At 32.5% G+C, this 18,534-nt stretch carries 16 protein-coding genes; 12 read left to right on the forward strand and 4 right to left on the reverse strand.

All coding sequences use genetic code 11. The annotated features are described in order from the left end of the window. Positions 1-111: 111 nt before the first annotated feature. A complete protein-coding gene (locus tag B8965_RS08085; protein WP_084053494.1) occupies positions 112-1,515 on the forward strand; it encodes a hypothetical protein in 1,404 nt (467 codons plus the stop codon). 49 nt (positions 1,516-1,564) lie between these two features. Here the strand turns inward: B8965_RS08085 and B8965_RS08090 are convergent, their stop codons facing one another. Beyond that, entirely contained in the window at positions 1,565-2,881 is a 1,317-nt protein-coding gene (locus B8965_RS08090; protein ID WP_084053496.1) for a M20/M25/M40 family metallo-hydrolase, read from the reverse strand. Positions 2,882-3,200: 319 nt separating this feature from the next. Between B8965_RS08090 and B8965_RS08095 the strand changes: the two genes are divergently transcribed. Genes B8965_RS08095 through nrfD form a run of 3 tightly spaced genes read left to right on the forward strand, consistent with a single transcriptional unit; the run spans position 3,201 to position 6,741 of the window. After that, the gene (locus B8965_RS08095; RefSeq protein WP_084053498.1) at positions 3,201-4,754 is read left to right on the forward strand and encodes a [FeFe] hydrogenase, group A; all 1,554 of its coding nucleotides are present in this window, start codon (positions 3,201-3,203) and stop codon (positions 4,752-4,754) included. A 17-nt stretch (positions 4,755-4,771) separates the two neighbouring features. Next, positions 4,772-5,548: a 4Fe-4S dicluster domain-containing protein gene (locus tag B8965_RS08100; RefSeq protein WP_084053500.1), complete on the forward strand. Its 777-nt coding sequence runs from the start codon at positions 4,772-4,774 to the stop codon at positions 5,546-5,548. A gap of 23 nt (positions 5,549-5,571) precedes the next feature. Further along, positions 5,572-6,741, forward strand: coding sequence for an NrfD/PsrC family molybdoenzyme membrane anchor subunit (nrfD, locus tag B8965_RS08105; RefSeq protein WP_084053502.1), 1,170 nt, complete (start codon positions 5,572-5,574; stop codon positions 6,739-6,741). Between the two features lie 59 nt (positions 6,742-6,800). Here the strand turns inward: nrfD and B8965_RS08110 are convergent, their stop codons facing one another. From B8965_RS08110 to B8965_RS08120, 3 genes are all read right to left on the reverse strand, one after another. Beyond that, positions 6,801-7,643 (reverse strand): ABC transporter permease, encoded by an 843-nt coding sequence (locus tag B8965_RS08110; protein WP_084053504.1) that lies wholly within the window; start codon positions 7,641-7,643, stop codon positions 6,801-6,803. Continuing rightward, on the reverse strand, positions 7,627-8,400 hold the full coding sequence (locus B8965_RS08115) for an ABC transporter ATP-binding protein (protein ID WP_084053506.1): 774 nt from the start codon (positions 8,398-8,400) through the stop codon (positions 7,627-7,629). Before B8965_RS08115 ends, B8965_RS08110 begins: the two co-directional genes overlap by 17 nt. Positions 8,401-8,473: 73 nt before the next feature. Next, entirely contained in the window at positions 8,474-9,508 is a 1,035-nt protein-coding gene (locus B8965_RS08120) for an ABC transporter substrate-binding protein (protein ID WP_242941963.1), read from the reverse strand. Positions 9,509-9,661: 153 nt separating this feature from the next. On the opposite strand from B8965_RS08120, the gene B8965_RS08125 reads away from it, so the two are divergent. The 8 genes from B8965_RS08125 (at position 9,662) to B8965_RS08160 (ending at position 18,527) form a co-directional block, all read left to right on the forward strand. Then, entirely contained in the window at positions 9,662-10,141 is a 480-nt protein-coding gene (locus B8965_RS08125) for a TIGR04086 family membrane protein (protein ID WP_084053508.1), read from the forward strand. 146 nt (positions 10,142-10,287) lie between these two features. Beyond that, a complete protein-coding gene (locus B8965_RS08130; protein ID WP_084053510.1) occupies positions 10,288-12,933 on the forward strand; it encodes a valine--tRNA ligase in 2,646 nt (881 codons plus the stop codon). Positions 12,934-13,032: 99 nt separating this feature from the next. After that, positions 13,033-14,334, forward strand: coding sequence for a bifunctional folylpolyglutamate synthase/dihydrofolate synthase (locus tag B8965_RS08135; RefSeq protein ID WP_084053512.1), 1,302 nt, complete (start codon positions 13,033-13,035; stop codon positions 14,332-14,334). A gap of 35 nt (positions 14,335-14,369) precedes the next feature. Then, on the forward strand, positions 14,370-15,173 hold the full coding sequence (locus B8965_RS08140; protein ID WP_084053514.1) for an SPOR domain-containing protein: 804 nt from the start codon (positions 14,370-14,372) through the stop codon (positions 15,171-15,173). A gap of 57 nt (positions 15,174-15,230) precedes the next feature. Further along, a complete protein-coding gene (locus B8965_RS08145; RefSeq protein ID WP_084053516.1) occupies positions 15,231-15,878 on the forward strand; it encodes a redox-sensing transcriptional repressor Rex in 648 nt (215 codons plus the stop codon). A 352-nt stretch (positions 15,879-16,230) separates the two neighbouring features. Next, positions 16,231-16,821 carry a Maf family protein gene (locus B8965_RS08150; protein ID WP_479723339.1) on the forward strand — a complete coding sequence of 197 codons (591 nt, stop codon included), beginning with the start codon at positions 16,231-16,233 and terminating at the stop codon, positions 16,819-16,821. Continuing rightward, on the forward strand, positions 16,805-17,500 hold the full coding sequence (gene radC / locus B8965_RS08155) for a RadC family protein (protein ID WP_084053520.1): 696 nt from the start codon (positions 16,805-16,807) through the stop codon (positions 17,498-17,500). Before B8965_RS08150 ends, radC begins: the two co-directional genes overlap by 17 nt. A gap of 16 nt (positions 17,501-17,516) precedes the next feature. Continuing rightward, positions 17,517-18,527, forward strand: coding sequence for a rod shape-determining protein (locus tag B8965_RS08160; protein ID WP_200805902.1), 1,011 nt, complete (start codon positions 17,517-17,519; stop codon positions 18,525-18,527). Positions 18,528-18,534: the final 7 nt, after the last annotated feature.

The following is an 18,534-nucleotide window of genomic DNA, read 5'->3' on the forward strand; positions in this document are numbered from 1 at the left end:
TTAAACATTATAGAGGTGTTTTTTGTGTTTTTCTTGTGTTTTATATAAAAGGTTATCACCCTTAAAGAAATTACTCATACCCTATAATAAAAAAAGAAAGGGTGGTGTTTTATGGAAATACAATTATCATTGATACATTGGATATATTTATTTTTTGTTTTTCTAATAATGGCCATTATGATTATGAGAAGAGACACAAGTTTAGCTTGTATAATCGGGATATTTTTAATAGGTTTTACAGTCAATCACTCCATACCAGAATCTATAATTGGAGTGTTTAATAGTTTTGTATATGCTATTACGAGTCTTTTACCTACAATATTAATTATTTCAGTTATAGTATCGATGAGTAAAATACTTACAGAAACAGGGATTAATGAGGTTATGATTACTCCTTTTGCTAAGATAATTCATACACCGACAATGGCGTATTGGGTTATAGGTTTAGTGATGATGGTTATATCTTGGTTTTTCTGGCCTTCACCAGCTGTTGCCTTAATTGGTGCTGTGCTTATTCCTGTAGCCATAAAGGCTGGATTACCTGCATTAGGGGGAGCTATGGCTATGAACTTATTTGGTCATGGGATAGCCTTATCGAGTGACTTTGTTATTCAAGGAGCTCCAAAGCTTACAGCTGATGCTGCTGGTATTCCTGTTGAAAGTGTTATCACAGCAAGTATGCCTTTAGTGTTAATTATGGGTATTGTGACAACTGTGACAGCATTTATTTTAATTAAAAGAGATATGAAAAATGGAAGCTTAGTAAACGAACAAATTGAGGATGATAGTAAAGATGAAGAGGTAATAGATATAAAAGGCAATATAAGCATCTCTTGGAAAAGGATATTTGCTATTTCAATACCTATAATATTTATAATTAACGTACTAATTATGAATAGGTTAGAATTAAGAGGAGGAGATGCAACTGCATTAATTGGAGGGTCGGCAATATTTATTTTATTGCTAATATCCATTAAAACTCATAGGGGGAACTCTCTAGAAGAAATAACTAGATATATTATTCATGGATTACAATTTGGTTTCAAGGTTTTTGGTCCAGTTATTCCAATTGCAGCATTCTTTTATTTAGGGGATGAAGGTTTTATTTCAATATTTGGGAATATTTTACCGGAAAATTCACATGGAATTGTAAATGACTTAGGTATAGCTTTAGCTCATTCAGTACCGTTAAATGAAGTACTTAGTGTTATTACTTTAACTATAGTTGGAGCTATCACAGGTCTTGATGGTTCTGGATTTTCTGGTATTTCTCTGGCGGGATCTGTAGCTAAATTGTTTTCAACAGCCTTAGGTAGCGAGTCAGCAACAGCTACATTAACTGCTCTAGGTCAAATTAGTGGTATTTGGGTAGGTGGAGGAACCTTAATTCCTTGGGCACTAATTCCTGTAGCTGCTATTTGTAAGGTGAGTCCTTTTGATTTAGCAAGAAGAAATTTAATTCCTGTATTAGTTGGTTTAATTGTCACCACATTTTCAGCTTTATTTTTCTTATAACTTAACAAAGAATATTTAGTTTAAAAAGGAACCTACATGGTTCCTTTTTTTAATCTATAAGGTTAAAAGCATCTTTTCCAGCTCCTGTAGCTTTTAAAAAGATTGCTACATTACCCTCTAGACCTTTTTCCATATAATCTGTCCTAACTTTATCATAAGGGGTATGAGCATATTGCTCTTGCATTGGAGAATATCCGATAGTAGGTTTTTTATCTATCCCAGCTGTTTTACTGCCGTCGGTTCCAAAATCCCAATAACCAAATTTAACTTCTTGACCAACTTCTTTAAGTGCTTCAGCGCAGGCTATAGTAAATCCATGCTCTTTAGATATTTTCCAAGGATTCATATCTCTTTTAGCCTCTAGTTCTATACCTGTATAGGACCTTTCAATAGTTGATTTAACTTTAGCATCAGCTTTAAATTCAGGGTCAATTAAACTTAATTCGTTAATTAAGTTATCCATTTCTTGTTTTACAAAAGCTGCATCTTCACCAGGAATTGTACGTCTATCGATAGTAAGTATACAGCGATCAGGAACAATGGCAAGTTCACCTGGTAAACATTCAATTACGTTTAAAGAAATAGAAGCTTGCCCTAAATCTTCATCCCTTGGAAGAGCGGGGTATAATTCATCTTTTATTTTTGAGATAAGTGGCATTGCTTTATAAACAGCATTAACGCCAAGCCAAGGAGCACTTCCGTGAGATGTTCTACCATAAACTGTTACAAGCAAATCAACATGACCTCTATGGCCTAAATATAATTTAAGAGAAGTTGCTTCAGAAGAAACAACTGCATCATAATCTAAACCCTTTTCCTTAAAAGTTTTATCAATTAAATAAGTCATACCTATTAAAGAGGCAGGTTCCTCTTGCACCACACCTGTATACATAAAATTACCCTTAATTTTATAACCCATATCTCGTAGTTTAAGTAAAATAAAGCCTGCATATATTTGACAAGCATGCCCTGCTTTTACATCTGAAGCAGCTCTGCCATGAATACACTCTGTAAGTTCAGTTAGTGTTTTTTCTTGATTACTAATTTCGCATATATCAATTTTGCCCCCGTAGGGATCATATCCTTCCCAATTAGAATAGTTACCAGGGCTCACATGATCCATGTGAGAGTTATACATAATTGTAGGTCCAGGTTCTGTACCTTTGATGATACCAACAATATTACCTAAATCATCACGAAAAAAATCATCATATTTTAATTCTGCCATCTTATTTAATAAAACTTCGGCTAAATCCTGCTCTTGACCACTGATACTAGGGATTTTAATTAATTCCTGCGTAAATTTAACAATTTCAGGCTTTAGTTGTTTAGCTAATTGACTAACTTTAGTATAAATATCAGTCAAATTTTTCAACTCCTTTTCTTTTTTTATATATATACAGGCTAAAATAGATTTATGAATACTTCTTTGGCTTTTACCATAAGAAATTGGTTATATAGGATATAAAAAACTACTAGAGCAGTATAATGAAAAGTTGTTTAAATAAAAATATAGAAATGATATGATATAAATATAAGTAATCCGATAGATAAGCTAGAACACATGTAATGTATAAGGCTTGCATATATGTAAATAGACTGAAAATATAAGTTAAATTTTTAAAAATTCAAACTATATTTATTAAAGAGATTTTTCTAAAAATTTAAAAAATGGAGGAAGCTAGATGAATAACCAAGAGAAGTTAGAACAAGGAGAGAAAATGTCTAGAAGACGTTTCCTTAAATTGTTGTCCGGAGTAGGGGTAGTAGGTGCAACAGGTACTTTATCTGGTTGTCTAGTAAAGGAAGAAACCGTTGCAGGAAAAGGCTGGTTACCAAATCAATACCAAAAACCTAGTTCTTGGCCTGTGCAAGTAAGAGGACGTGTTCCAATTGACCCAGATTCACCATCACTTGTACGGGATGATCAAAAGTGTATTTTATGTGGTCAGTGTTTAGAAGTTTGCGAAAAGGTACAGTCAGTTTTTGGTTATTATGAATTACCTATTAAAGATGATTTTGTATGTGTTAATTGCGGTCAGTGCACATTATGGTGCCCAACTTCAGCAATCAGTGAAAAGTCTGAAATACAAAAGGTAAAAGATGCTATTAATGACCCTAATAAGGTAGTATTTGTCCAAACTGCTCCATCTACAAGAGTTGGTCTTGGGGAAGAATTTGGATTACCAGCTGGAACTTGGGTGCAAGGACAACAGGTTGCGGCCCTTAGAAGAGTTGGCTTTGATAAGGTCTTTGACACCAATTTTACTGCGGATTTGACAATAATGGAAGAAGGATCAGAGCTCGTAAAAAGAATAACTAATAAAGAAGTAACTCCTCAAATTACATCTTGTTGCCCAGGATGGGTAAAATTTTGCGAATATTATTATTCGGATCTTTTAGATCACCTTTCTTCAGCAAAGTCACCACAACAAATGTTTGGAGCAGTACTAAAAACATATTATGCTAAAAAGAACAATGTTGATCCTGAAAAAATATTCTCGGTTTCTATTATGCCTTGTACGGCTAAAAAGTTTGAAAAAGAAAGACCAGAATTTAATTCAGCAGGACAGTATTGGAAAAATAAAAATATTCGTGATGTAGATGCTAGTTTAACAACTAGAGAATTAGCAGTTTTAATTAAGGAAAATGATATAGATTTAACCAAATTACCTGAAGAAAATTACGACCCAATGATGGGTGCAGGTTCTGGTGCAGGATTAATTTTTGGTAATACAGGTGGGGTTATGGAAGCGGCAGTTCGTTCAGCATATTTCTTAATTACAGAGCAAAAAGCACCTGAAGCACTCTTTAAGTTAGCTCCGATAAGGGGATTAGAGGGTATTAAAGAGGCAACACTCAATGTTCCAGGTGTAGGTGATGTAAAGGTAGCAGTAGTACACGGTCTAAATAATGCAAGAATAGTTATGGATGAAGTTAGAGCTGGAAAGTCACCTTATCACTTTATAGAAATTATGGCTTGTCCAGGCGGATGTATTTCTGGAGGTGGGCAGCCTAGAACTTCTGTTCCACCATCAGATGAAGTACGTAAACAACGTATAGCAACAATGTATAATAAAGATGCATCTTATGTTTTACGTGAAAGCCATGAAAACCCAGAAATTAAAAAGCTATATCAAGATTTCCTTGAACAGCCACTCAGTCATATTGCTCATGATTTACTTCATACAAAGTATACAGAAAGAAAAGGAAATTTAAAGGCTAAAAAATTAGTATAGAGGTGGAGGTTAAATAAATGGGTAAAGCAGTATTAGTAGATATTACAAAATGTGTAGGCTGTGGTAGCTGTACTGTTGCTTGTAAGATGTGGAATGATTTAAAGTATGAAAAGGATTCTCCTGTCATAGGAGAAAAAACAACTTTAAATAGTAAAACCTGGACAACAATTTCGCATAAAAAGATAAAAAAGGATGGAAAAGAAGTATGGCGTTTTGTAAAAAACCAGTGTATGCATTGCGTAGATCCAGCGTGCGCTTCTGCTTGTATCACTAAAGCACTTTCTAAAAATCCTGATGGTTCAGTAGTTTATAATCCTAGTGTTTGTGTAGGTTGCCGTTATTGTATGCTTGCTTGTCCTTTTGAAGTGCCTAAGTATGAGTGGAACAAGGTTCTTCCAAATGTGGCTAAATGTCAAATGTGTAGCACGAAAATAGCTAATGGTGAGTCGCCAGCATGTGCAAGTGTCTGTCCGACAAATGCTTTAACCTATGGTGAACGCCAAGAAATAGTTAAACTTGCGAAAGAAAGAATAATGAAAGATCCTAGTTATGTTAAGCATATTTATGGGGAAAAAGAAGCAGGTGGGACATCTTGGCTATATATTTCCGATATTCCGTTTGAAAAATTAGGCTTTAAAACTAATTTATCAGAAGTTGCGTTACCAAAATATACACATGATTTCATCAAACTTACTCCACAATTATTTTTAGGTGGGGGAGCTTTGTTAACTGCTTTAAGTTTTTATACTAAACGCCGTAATGATGTATCAGAAGATAAAAAGAAAAAAGATTAAATCTATAAATAGGAGGCTATATTATGATGTCTCAAAAATGGAGCTTGAAAATAACTCCAATGAGAATAGGTTTATTTATATTAGTAGCTATTGGAGCGTTATCAGGTTTACTACGTATAGCTACAGGATTAGGTGCAACTACTAACTTAAATGATCAGTGGCCGTGGGGGTTATGGATTGGACTTGATTTAACTATGGTTGCTCTTGCTGGTGCTGGTTATAGTATGTGTTTAATGGCTCATGTACTACACATTGATAAATTTAAAATTTATGCTCGTCGTGGATTATTAATATCTTTTTTAGCATATATTTTAGTTTTGGTTACCTTGTTCTTAGAAATTGGTCGCTGGGATAATGCTCTTAGTCCGATTATAAACTGGGGTCATGAATCACCTTTGTTTGAAGTTGTAATTGCTATTATGATTTATATGGCTGTTCAAACCGTTGAAATTTTAGAAATTATTACTGAAAAAATATTTAAATCTTGGAATAAGTCTTTAAAGGCAATTATGCCAATAGTTGTTATCATTGGTTCATTAATACCATTTGGTCATCAAGCATCTTTAGGAGCTTTATATCTTTTAATGCTTGGTAAGCTGCATGGATTATGGTGGTCAACTATGATTCCTTGGCTTTTCCTTTTATCATCATTTTTTGCAGGCCCAGCTGTAATTGCATTAGATACTATTTGGTCTAGCAAAAAGTATAATCATTCAATTGACCTTAAATCCTTACAAAGTTTAATGAGGGTTTCTGGATACTTAATGGGTGGATATTTATTAATTAAAATTTATGATTTAATAAGATATGATGGATTTAGCTTATTATTTGCAGGAAGTTTTGAATCATTTATGTTTATATTAGAAATGGTTATTGGTATAATTATTCCAATAGTGTTATGTTTCTCTACTAAAAACATGACACTTTCTAAGATTAAAATGTTTAGTGTACTTACTGTAGCTGGAATTGCTTTAAATCGCTTTAATGTAGTAATTACAGGGATGTATAAATCTTTAGGTACTGGATATATTCCTTCTATTATTGAGTGGACTACAACAATTGGTATTTTTTCAGGAGTTATATTAGCATATATGTTTATAGTTGAAAACTTTAATATATATAAACATTCTGAAAATGATATCAAAGTAAATGGAAATTATTCTAAGGGAAATTTGAAAACAACAGAAATATAAAGAAAAAGGGACTATCTCAAATTAGAAAATTATTTCTAGGCTGAGATGCCCTTTTTTTATTATTTATTATTACCTCCACGGGTTTTTAAATATAAGTTTTCGATAAATGCTACACTATAATATAGTATAGTAGCAACTATACATAAAATAATTACACTAGTCATTACTTGGTCAAAGTTAAATACCTGGCTACCATAAATTATAAGATATCCTAAACCAGCTTGTGATACTAAGAATTCCCCCACGATAACCCCAACTAGAGTTAAACCTATATTAACTTTTAGAGCTGCTATAATTGCAGGTACACTTTCTGGAAAAACAACCTTAGTAAATACCTGCCATTTTGTAGCCCCAAAGGTTCTAACTAATTTAATATGATTAGGATTTACTTCAACAAATCCTGAAAACATAACGATAAAGGTTGTGATTACAGAAATGGCTAAGGCCATAATTATAATAGCAGGAAGACCATTACCTAACCACACAATAAATATCGGACCCAAAGCTATTTTTGGCATACTATTAAAAACAATTATAAAGGGATCTAAAAGCTTTGCTAAATATTTTGACCACCAAATCATGATTGCCATAAGTATTCCTAAAATAGTTCCTAAAATAAAACTAAATACTGTTTCTCCGACTGTGATACCGATATGAAGCCAAAGGGTACCCGTTTTAATCATTTTAACAATTTGGTTCCAGACAGCACTTGGCTGACTAGTAATAAAGGAATCTATATATTTATTTTCAGCTGCCCATTCCCACAAGCCAAAAATCATTAAAAGAATAAAAGCTTGTAAAATGAAGATGCTTAATAATCTGAGACGATAGTTTTTTAAGTATTCTGCATGCTCAATCGATGAAGCCCCACGCATAAAAAACTTATTATATAACTTTGTCATCTTTATGCAGCTCCTTCCATATAGTATTGAAATACTCATGGAACTTAGGGAGCTCTCTTATTTTAAAATTACTTAAATTTTCTCTGTCAAAAACAACTTCATGTTCGGCCTGTATATGAGCAGGCCTGTTGCTTAGAACTACTATTTTATCACACATTGCAATTGCTTCAGAAATATCATGAGTGACAAGTAAAACAGTTTTTCCTTCATTTCGTAAAATTGTTGATACTTCATCTTCAATCATTAATCTAGTTTGATAATCAAGTGCTGAAAAAGGCTCATCTAATAACAAAATAGAAGGATTAGTAGCTAAAGTTCTAACGAGTGCTACTCTTTGACGCATTCCTCCAGAAAGTTGATTAGGATAATGATGGATAAAGTCTTTTAATCCATAAGTTTCTAAAAGATTAATGACCTTTTTCTTGGCATCATTTATATTTAAACCTTGAATTTCAGGACCGATTAAACAATTTTCTAAAATAGTTCTCCACCCGAAAAGATAATCTTGCTGGAGCATATAATTTATCTCTTTAGAAACCCCCGTAATCTCCTTTCCATTTATATATACATTGCCTTTTGTTGGCTTTAATAATCCTGCAACCAGGGAAAGGAGGGTGCTTTTTCCACTACCACTAGGGCCAACTATTCCAATGAATTCTCCTTGATTTACTTTCAAGGATAAATCTTTTAAGGCATGAACTTCAGAGGAATAAGTGTAATAAGTGAGACTTACATTATCAAGAAATATTTTGGACATATTTATTTTCCCTCCTTAAGTTTTACTAAAGAGCCTAGTGTAGAAACTAGACTCTTTAGCATGTTTATTTAGTTTAAGGTAACGGAATTTCTTTGATAGTTTTTTCAGCAAAGCTGTTATTAACTATTTGTTCAAATGGAATTTTTGTATCTAGTTCGCCACCCTTAATCATTACATCTTGTAATCTTTCAATTGCTTCTTTTTGCACTAGTGGATTAGGTGCCCAAGATTCTTGTTCTTTATAACGGTTAACAGCTTTGATAATAATGTCTAAGTCATCTTCAGGGAAAAATGATTTTATACTATTTGCAATTTCTTCGGCTGTATGATTAGCACACCAAATTTGACCTTTATAAACAGCGTTCGTAAATTTTTGGACAGTTTCAGGATTATCTTTAAGGTAGGATTCTGTAGCCATAAATACTGTATATGCTAGCTTTCCAGCTTCTGTTCCAAAAGAAGCAACTACGTATCCATTATTTTCTTTTTCTAACTTTGATGCATTAGGCTCGAATAACTGAATAAAGTCTCCTGTACCACCTTTAAAGGCTCCAGTAGTAGCATCAAAGGCAATGTTTTGAATAATATCTACATCCTTGTTAGGCGTAATTCCATTTTTATTAAGCGTGTATTCCATAACCATTTGTGGGATACCTCCACGCCTACCACCAACAATTTCTTTTCCTTTTAAATCAGAAAACTTAAAATTAGGGATATTATTACGTGAAACGAGGAATGAACCATCTGTTTGAGTTAATTGAGCAAAGTTGATAATTTTTTCATTAGAACCTTGTTTAACTACATAGACAGAAGTTTCAGACCCTATTAAGCCAATATCAGCAGTATTTGATACTAGGGCAGTCATAGATTTATCCCCACCCCAACCCGTTTGTAGTTTTATATCTATACCTTCATCGGCAAATATCCCTTCATTTATTGCTACATATTGTGGTGCATAAAAAATTGATCTAACTACTTCATTTAAGCGTACTGTTTTAAGATCCTTATTATCTGAAACTTTTTCTGTAGAGCCACATCCCATAAATATTAAGGAAAAGGATAAAACTAATGTTAAAAGAATCAATGAAACCTTTCTGCGATTATTCAACTTTTTTCCTCCTTTTATTAGATAAAATTTATAGTTAATTATATTCAAATCGAAATTTTATGTTACTAAATATGAGTCTTTTTATAAAAATGTAGGTTAAATTTAAGAATAAATAACTTATGGGAGAATAGGATAGTCAAGAGGTGGTAGACATTGAAAAAGAAATATTATTATAAAAAAAATACTAAAGATAGATTAAACTTAAAAGGTTTGTGGCAAGGTATAGTTATTGCGGCTATAACCTTTATGGTAATCATGTTTATTGGGGTAGGAAGTGTTTTAGCTTTTGTTCCTGATAGCACTATATACTCCCTTCATGAAATACCAAAATTATTTCTCTGGGTTGCCTTTTTTTTAAGTGGTTACATAGCAGCTTTAAAATCAGGTTATAAGGGATGGCAACATGGTTTAGCTGCTGGAATATCCCTTGGAATAATATCTTTATTATTTATGATTGCAATTTTTCCTTTGAGCATGATATTAGAAGTAATGATTTTATATTTATTTGCATCGATTATTTTAGGTGTTTCAGGTGGAATAGTAGGATTAAGGTCGACAACTACTGTGAAAAAAACATATTCATTAACGGAATTTAAAAAACAAAGTTCAAAGCAACTTGACAGTCAAAGATAATAAAGCTAATATTAAGGTAACTGAAAACTGTTAATTGCGTTGATGATGAGGAATAGTAAGGTGGTACCACGGAAGAATATACCTCTTTCGTCCTTAGATAAGGATGAAAGAGGTTTTTTTATAATGATCGCAAGGAGGAAGAATTAATGTCAGAGCAAAAGAATTTATCAAAAACGTACGATCCTAAAGTTGTAGAGGAAAAATGGTATCAACATTGGGAAAATAGCAATTATTTTAAAGCTGATGCAGATATAAATAAACCACATTTCTCAATTGTTATGCCTCCACCTAATGTAACAGGTATGCTTCATTTAGGACATGCTTTAGATAATACATTACAAGATATATTAACGCGTTATAAGAGGATGAGAGGGTTTAACACCCTTTGGTTACCAGGTACTGATCATGCTGGAATAGCAACTCAAGCAAGAGTGGAGGCGCAGCTTAGCTCTGAGGGTACATCTAAAGATGAACTTGGACGAGAAAAGTTTATAGAAAAGGCATGGCAATGGAAAGAAGAATATGGTAGCACTATAACAAAGCAATTACGAAAACTAGGTACTTCTTGTGATTGGAGCAGAGAGAGATTTACTATGGATGAGGGATGCTCTGAAGCTGTTAAAGAGGTATTTGTGCGATTATATAATAAAGGACTAATTTACCAAGGTAATTATATTGTAAACTGGTGTCCTCATTGTGAAACTACCATTTCAGATATTGAAGTAGAGCATGTTGATGAAGATGGTAAACTGTATTATATAAAATATCTTACAGAAGATGGTACGGATTTTCTTACTATAGCAACTACTCGTCCTGAAACAATGTTTGGCGATACAGCGGTAGCAGTTCATCCAGAAGATACAAGATACGCTCATTTAATAGGAACTAATTTGGTTTTACCTTTTGTGAATAAACCTATTCCGATAATTGCAGATACTTATGTGGAAAGTGAATTTGGAACAGGAGCAGTTAAAATAACACCAGCTCATGATCCTAATGACTTTGAAATGGGTAAAAGACACAATCTTAGCGAAGTTGTTGTCATAGATTCAAAAGGTATTATGAATGATAATGCAGGTATGTTTTCTGGCATGGATAGATATGAGTGCCGTAAAAAGGTAATTGAAGAATTAGAAAAACAAGGTCTACTAATAAAAGCAGATGATCATGGACATGCTGTTGGTCATTGTTATCGCTGCAGCACCGTTATTGAACCAAGAGTATCTAAACAATGGTTTGTAAAAATGCAGCCTTTAGCAGAACCAGCAATAAAGGTTGTAAAAGAAGGTAAGGTTAAATTTGTACCTGAGAGATTTTCTAAAGTTTATCTTGATTGGTTAGATAATATTAGAGATTGGTGTATATCACGTCAATTATGGTGGGGTCATCGCATTCCAGTATGGTATTGCCAGGATTGTGATGAATTAATTTGTACAAAAGATGAGCCTAAGGTTTGCCCAAAATGTGAATCTACTCATTTAGAACAAGATAAGGATGTTTTAGATACTTGGTTTAGTTCTGGTTTATGGCCATTTTCTACTTTGGGTTGGCCACAGGATACTAAAGATTTACAAAGGTATTATCCAACTAGTGTATTAGTAACTGGCAGAGACATTATTTTCTTTTGGGTAGCTAGAATGATTTTTACTTCTTTAGAATTTATGGGAGAAGTACCTTTTAAAGAAGTATTTATTCATGGATTAGTGCTTGATGCAAAAGGAAGAAAAATGAGTAAATCTTTAGGAAATGGTGTTGACCCATTAGAGGTTATTGAGCAAAATGGAGCTGACGTTTTAAGATTTATGCTTATTACCGGTAATACTCCTGGTAATGATATTCGCTTCCAGTTTGAAAGATTAGAATCGGCTCGTAACTTTGCTAATAAAATTTGGAATGCAACTCGTTTTGTCTTAATGAACTTAGACGATTATGAAGAAGGTAAATTTACACCTGAATACAATATGTCAGACAAGTGGATTTTAAGCCGCTATAATTCTACAATTAAAGATGTCACAAGATATCTAGAAAATTATGAACTTGGTGAAGCAGGAAGAAAATTATATGACTTTATTTGGAATGAATTTTGTGATTGGTATGTCGAATTAGCTAAAGCAAGGTTATATAATAAAGAAAATACTGCAGTGAGATATACCGCACAAAATGTTTTAGCAACTGTACTAAAAGGCACTATGGAGCTATTGCATCCTGTAATGCCGTTTTTAACCGAAGAAATATGGCAGGTGTTACCGCATGAAGGTGAAACAATTATGCTTACTTCATGGCCAGAAGAAAATGAGGATTTAATTAATTCCGAAATAGAAGAACAAATGAATTTAGCAATGGAAGTAATAAGAACTATCCGTAATTTAAGAAGTGAAGTTAATGTTCCCTTGGGTAAAAAGGCAGATTCTATTCTTATTACTCATAATGAAAAGTCGTTTAATATTTTAATGATGGCTAAAGAATATATTAAATCATTAGCAACTGTGGACAATTTAGAGATAGAAATTGAGATGAAAGATGAGCCTGAACAGTCTGTTTCTGCTGTAACTAAAGGGGTAGAAATATTTTTATCCTTAAAAGGCTTAGTCGATGTTGAAAAAGAAAAAGCACGTTTAAATAAAGAATTAGATAAAGTTAATAAAGAAATCGAGAGATTAGATAAAAAGTTATCTAACGAAGGATTTATCAGAAAAGCTCCAGCTGATGTAATTGAAAAAGAAAAAGAAAAATTAGTTTCGTATGGTGCAGATAAAGATGCTTTATTAGGTAGAATAAATAGTCTAGGTTAAATAAAGAGGCCTTTTGGTCTCTTTATTTGACTAAAGTAAAATATTTTAGTAATATTTTATTTAGAGATACAATTATGAATAAAAGAAAGGATTCTATTAATGAAGTATGATGAAGCATTAGAGTTTTTGCAGGGTTCAGGAAAATTTGGTATTAACTTAGGTCTTAATCGGGTTTCAGAATTATTAGAAAATTTAGATAATCCACATGAGAAAATAAAAATTATTCACATAGCGGGTACTAATGGTAAAGGTTCAGTGACTGCTATGTTAAATAGTATCTTAAGTCAAGCTGGTTTAAAGGTAGGGGTTTATACTTCGCCTCATCTCCATAGTTACACTGAAAGAATTAAAATAAATAATAGTTTTATTTCAGAAGAAGATTTTGCTCTTGAAATGGTAGAGCTTAAAGGTATATTGCCAAAGATAATAAAAAAGACAAATGATAACCCGACAGAATTTGAAATATTGACAGCAGTAGCTCTAAATTACTTTTATAAACAAAAAGTAGATATTGCTATCGTAGAAGTAGGAATGGGAGGACGTTTAGATTCTACTAATGTAGTAAATCCGATAATGTCGATCATAACTCCAATAGGTAAAGATCATGAAAACTTTTTAGGTGATACTTATGAAAAAATATCATTAGAAAAAGCAGGAATATTTAAAAAAGATACTCCTGTAGTAATAGGTAAACAAAGAGAAGAGTGTAAAAATGTTTTAATTAGTGAGGCAAAGAAAAAAGATTGTCCAGTTTATTTTGTAGATAAAGTAAAGGTAAAGGAACTTCTGTATACTGAATTAGGTCAAAAATTAGAAGTTATCTCTGAGAATTTTACAAATGAAATTTTCTTATCTTTATTAGGCGATCATCAAAGGGAGAATATGAAGATAGTTTTAACTGCTATTAAACTATTAAGTGATCAAGGTCTTTTAATTAGTAAAGATAATATAAAAATTGGACTTAAAAATGTTAAATGGCCAGGGAGACTAGAACTTATTATAGGAAAAAGAAAGTTTGTATTTGATGGGGCTCACAATCCGCAAGGAGCACAGGCACTAAGAGATTCATTACCGAAGTATTTTAAATATGACAATTTAATCATAATACTAGGTATTTTAGAAGATAAAGATCAAGAAAGAATACTTGAACAAATTATACCTTTAGCAAAAACTTTTATTGTTACGAAACCTGCTAATTTTCGTACAGATAACTGGCAAAATGTAGCACAGATAATTAAAAGAAAATCTAGTGCACAGGTTATTATAGAAGAACAAGTAGAATCTGCAATAAATAAAGCAAATGAACTTACAAATAAAGGAGACCTTATTTGTATAACGGGTTCTTTATATTTAATAGGTGAGGCTAGAGAGTATGTTCTAAAAAACCTTTTTCCCGCATAAATTATAGTTAATTAGTAATAGCTGGAGGGAAAATCGTGGTAATTAAAAGAAAAATCTTAATAATAATTGTTGTCTGTTTTATTATTGCTACTTCAATAGTTACTGTTAAATTTTTAGGGAATTTCTACCTTGAACGGCTTTCGCAGACGGACAACCAATATGTTGCTCCAACTACTCAAAAAATAATGGTTTTAAGGTTAGAGCCTTATTCTTTTCATACTATTCAATTAGGGATATTTCCTGAAAAGAATCAAGCAAATGAAATAAAAAAGAAATTAATAGGCATAGGTTTATACCCATATATAACTAAAAGTGCACCTTACAAGGTCTGGCTTGGATGCTTTAGTGAAATTGAAAAAGGCGAAGACTTAGTGAAATACTTAACAACTAAAGGCTTTGAAGCTTTTATTGGAAAAGGACTTGTTAATGATAGGGCACTAAAATTTCCAAGTGAAAATATTTTCATGAAAGAAAAATATTCACCATTTATAGGTAAATACAATTTAATTATAAGTCATTCTTTAAAAATGTTTAAATCAACTAAATATGAAGATTACGATGCAGAAACTTGGCAAGATATGATATCTAAAATACAATTAGAAATTGACGAAGTGGCAAAAGAAACCGATGAAATATTAGCAATAGATGAAAGTGCAGATTTTAGAGATAATCTTAAAATTATTAGACAAACAACAAATAATTACTCACAGGCTCTTAATCAGCTTAAAGAGGATAGCCAGGATAAAAAGGTATTATATTGTCAAGGCTATCTACTTGAATTAATAGCTTCATATCATAGTTTAATAACTGAAAGCAACTCGAAACTAGGAATTAATTAGTTTTTACTTATTTTTCAAGTGATATGTTATAATTATCACAAAAAGGGGGGATGTTGATTGAAGTCACTAAAAATTCCAGAAGCTACAGTTATGCGATTGTCTGTATATTCTAGATTTTTGACTAGAGTCCAAGAAAAAGGAGTAGTCAATATTTCTTCGGGTGAGATTGCGGAAGGTATAGGAGGTAGTCCGGCTCAAGTAAGAAAGGATTTGGCATATTTTGGGGAATTTGGCACACGTGGTGTTGGTTATAATGCAAATGAGCTTAACCATCATATTATGAAAATTCTGGGCTTGGGAGAAAAATGGCCTGTTGCGATTATAGGAGCTGGTAATTTAGGATCTGCTCTTACACAATACAAAGGTTTTATCGATAGAGGTTTTAAGGTTGTAGCAATCTTTGATAATGATTTAAATAAAATAGGATTAACGCTAAATGGCATTCCAGTATACTCGATAGCAGATATGGAAAAAATTATTAGAGAATTAGATGTAAAAATAGCCATAATAGCTGTACCGGCAGAACATGCTCAGGGCGTCGCTGACCACTTAGCAAATTGTAATGTAATGGCAATTCTTAATTTTGCTCAGCATGTTATATCTGTTCCAGAACACATTGAACTTAGGAATGTTGATTTAGCAGTTAATTTGGAAATTTTAACCTTCAATCTATCTTTACAAAAAGAAAAGGATAAGGAAAAATAGTTTGTAAAAATCTATATATTTATATTTTTTTATTACTTTTAAAATACTAGTCGATGTAAGAAAAGAGTAACATTCTTATATTGACTGGTATTTTTTTAATATTGCTGTAAACTTATTGTAATAAGCCAATAATTACAATAATATTATATATTGTTTGTTAAATTACCAGGTGTTAAACTTATCTTTAGATATATTAAAATGTTAAAGCTGTGAAAAGTTTTAATTAAGCTAAAGGGATAAATAAATATATGATTTTGGTTATATTATTAATATATAATATATAATCTAGCAAGTAGATTAGTTTTATTTTTTGAACTTGCTGTGGGATATAAAGTAGGAGGTCTAGTATATCTTGGAGATCATTTTAGCTTCGGCATCCCCTAGGAGATCTAAACTGTTAACACAAATTGGGGTTACTCATAAGGTTCATGTAAGTAATGTAGAAGAAAACTATACAGAAGGAATAGATCCTAAAGTATGGGTTAAGGATATTGCTTTGTTAAAAGCCTTAGAAGTTGCAAAGTTCTATAAAAAAGGAATAGTTATTGGTGCTGACACTATAGTGGTAAAGGATGGATTCATTCTAGGTAAGCCAGAAGATGAAAGAATGGCCATGAAAATGCTTGAGTTTCTATCAGGAGATACTCATGAGGTCATGACGGGGATTGCTCTAGTAAATGCCAAAGATCCTAATCAATCATATACCCACGTAGAGACAACAAAGGTGCTATTTAGAAAATTAAATTCCTTAGAAATAAGTAATTATGTTAATACAAAGGAGCCAATGGATAAAGCTGGATCCTATGCAATACAGGGTGTGGGAACTTTGTTCGTAGAAGGTATAGAAGGATGCTATAATAATGTAGTTGGATTACCACTAAATCGTTTAGCACAAATGCTAAAGAGGTTTAATGTGGAGGTTTTAAATGTCCATAACAATTGATAAATTAACATTAAAAGAATATCCTGAAGAGCTGCAACCACGAGAAAGGCTAGATAAATATGGAGTTAGGGCTTTAAGTGATCGTGAACTAATAGCAATTCTTTTAACGACTGGTTCAACTAAAAAAACTGCCTTAGAAATAGCTGAACAAGTATTAACTAGGCATAATGGACTCAGAGGAATACTGGACATATCTTTAGAAGAATTATCTTCTTTTGATGGTATAGGAATAGCAAAGGCTTCAAGAATCATTAGCGCAGTTGAAATAGGAAAAAGAATAAGTTTAAAGGGTCAAGAATTTAAACCAACTATTAAAAGCCCTGAAGATGTAGCTAACTTATTAATGGAGAAAATGCGTTATTTAGATCGGGAACACTTTAAAGTGATTTTGTTAAATACAAAGGGTCAAGTAATAAAGTGTGAAACTATTTCTATAGGAACCTTAAACAGTTCTTTGGTGCATCCTAGGGAACTTTTTAAAATTGCGATTAGGCGTAGTGCGGCATCAATAATTTTAGTACATAATCACCCTAGTGGTGATACAAGTCCTAGTAGAGAAGACATACAGGTTACTAAAAAGATTATGGAAGCCGGAAAATTATTGGATATAAAGGTTTTAGATCATATTATAATTGGTGATAAAAGCTTTTTAAGTTTAAAGGAAAAGGCGTTAATATAGGAAGGGGAATATAAAATTGTTTTTTTCAAAGGATATTGGTATTGACCTAGGAACGGCTAATAGTATCGTGTTTTATAAAGGTAAAGGAATTTGTTTAAATGAGCCATCGGTAGTAGCAATCCAAAAGGATATCGGCAAAGTACTTGCTGTTGGCGAAGAGGCAAAACAAATGATTGGTAGAACTCCAGGAAATGTAATTGCCGTTAGACCCATGAAGGATGGAGTAATTGCTGATTTTGAAGTGACTTATAGTATGCTAAAGTATTTTTTAGAAAAGGTACTAAATTCTAAAAATATATTTTTAAGACCAAGAGTAGTTATTTGTGTGCCTTCAGGAGTTACATCGGTTGAAGAAAGAGCAGTTAAGGATGCAGCATTACAAGCAGGGGCTAAAGAAGCTTATTTAATAGAAGAACCTATGGCAGCCGCAATTGGTGCTGGATTACCTGTTCATGAGCCTAAAGGAAGTATGATAATAGATATAGGTGGGGGAACTAGCGATGTTGCTATTATTTCTTTAGGAGGGATAGTAGTTAGTCGGTCTATTAGAATAGCTGGAGATGAAATGGATGAAGCAATTGTTCAATATATAAAGAAAAATTACAACTTAATGATAGGTGATCGCACAGCGGAAGACATAAAGATGCACATAGGTGCAACATATAATATAGAAATTGATGAAGAATACGATATAAGAGGAAGAGATTTGGTAAGTGGATTACCTAAGAATATATCTATTCCTGCAAGTGAAATACAAGTAGCTCTTAAAGAAACAGTTGATAGCATTCTTGATACTATTAGGAATTGTTTAGAATCAGCACCCCCTGAATTAGCAGCTGATATAATGGATCATGGTATAGTTTTAGCTGGTGGGGGAGCACTTCTTAAGGGATTAGATCAATTAATTAGAGACGAAACTGGAATGCCTGTTCATATAGCTGAAAACCCATTATCTTGTGTAGCCTTAGGAACAGGAAAGGTACTAGAAAATATTGAAATTCTTAAGAATATTAGAAGAATTGGTTAATATTTAG

It is taken from the genome of Desulfonispora thiosulfatigenes DSM 11270, from assembly GCF_900176035.1.
In the GTDB taxonomy this organism is placed as follows: domain Bacteria; phylum Bacillota; class Peptococcia; order Peptococcales; family Desulfonisporaceae; genus Desulfonispora; species Desulfonispora thiosulfatigenes.

Bases quoted from the DNA above. Each gene is read 5' to 3' on its own strand.
- B8965_RS08085 (WP_084053494.1), top strand. From the start codon at position 112: ATGGAAATACAATTATCATTGATACATTGGATATATTTATTTTTTGTT.
- B8965_RS08095 (WP_084053498.1), top strand. From the start codon at position 3,201: ATGAATAACCAAGAGAAGTTAGAACAAGGAGAGAAAATGTCTAGAAGA.
- B8965_RS08100 (WP_084053500.1), top strand. From the start codon at position 4,772: ATGGGTAAAGCAGTATTAGTAGATATTACAAAATGTGTAGGCTGTGGT.
- nrfD (WP_084053502.1), top strand. From the start codon at position 5,572: ATGATGTCTCAAAAATGGAGCTTGAAAATAACTCCAATGAGAATAGGT.
- B8965_RS08110 (WP_084053504.1), bottom strand. From the start codon at position 7,643: ATGACAAAGTTATATAATAAGTTTTTTATGCGTGGGGCTTCATCGATT.
- B8965_RS08115 (WP_084053506.1), bottom strand. From the start codon at position 8,400: ATGTCCAAAATATTTCTTGATAATGTAAGTCTCACTTATTACACTTAT.
- B8965_RS08130 (WP_084053510.1), top strand. From the start codon at position 10,288: ATGTCAGAGCAAAAGAATTTATCAAAAACGTACGATCCTAAAGTTGTA.
- B8965_RS08135 (WP_084053512.1), top strand. From the start codon at position 13,033: ATGAAGTATGATGAAGCATTAGAGTTTTTGCAGGGTTCAGGAAAATTT.
- radC (WP_084053520.1), top strand. From the start codon at position 16,805: ATGTCCATAACAATTGATAAATTAACATTAAAAGAATATCCTGAAGAG.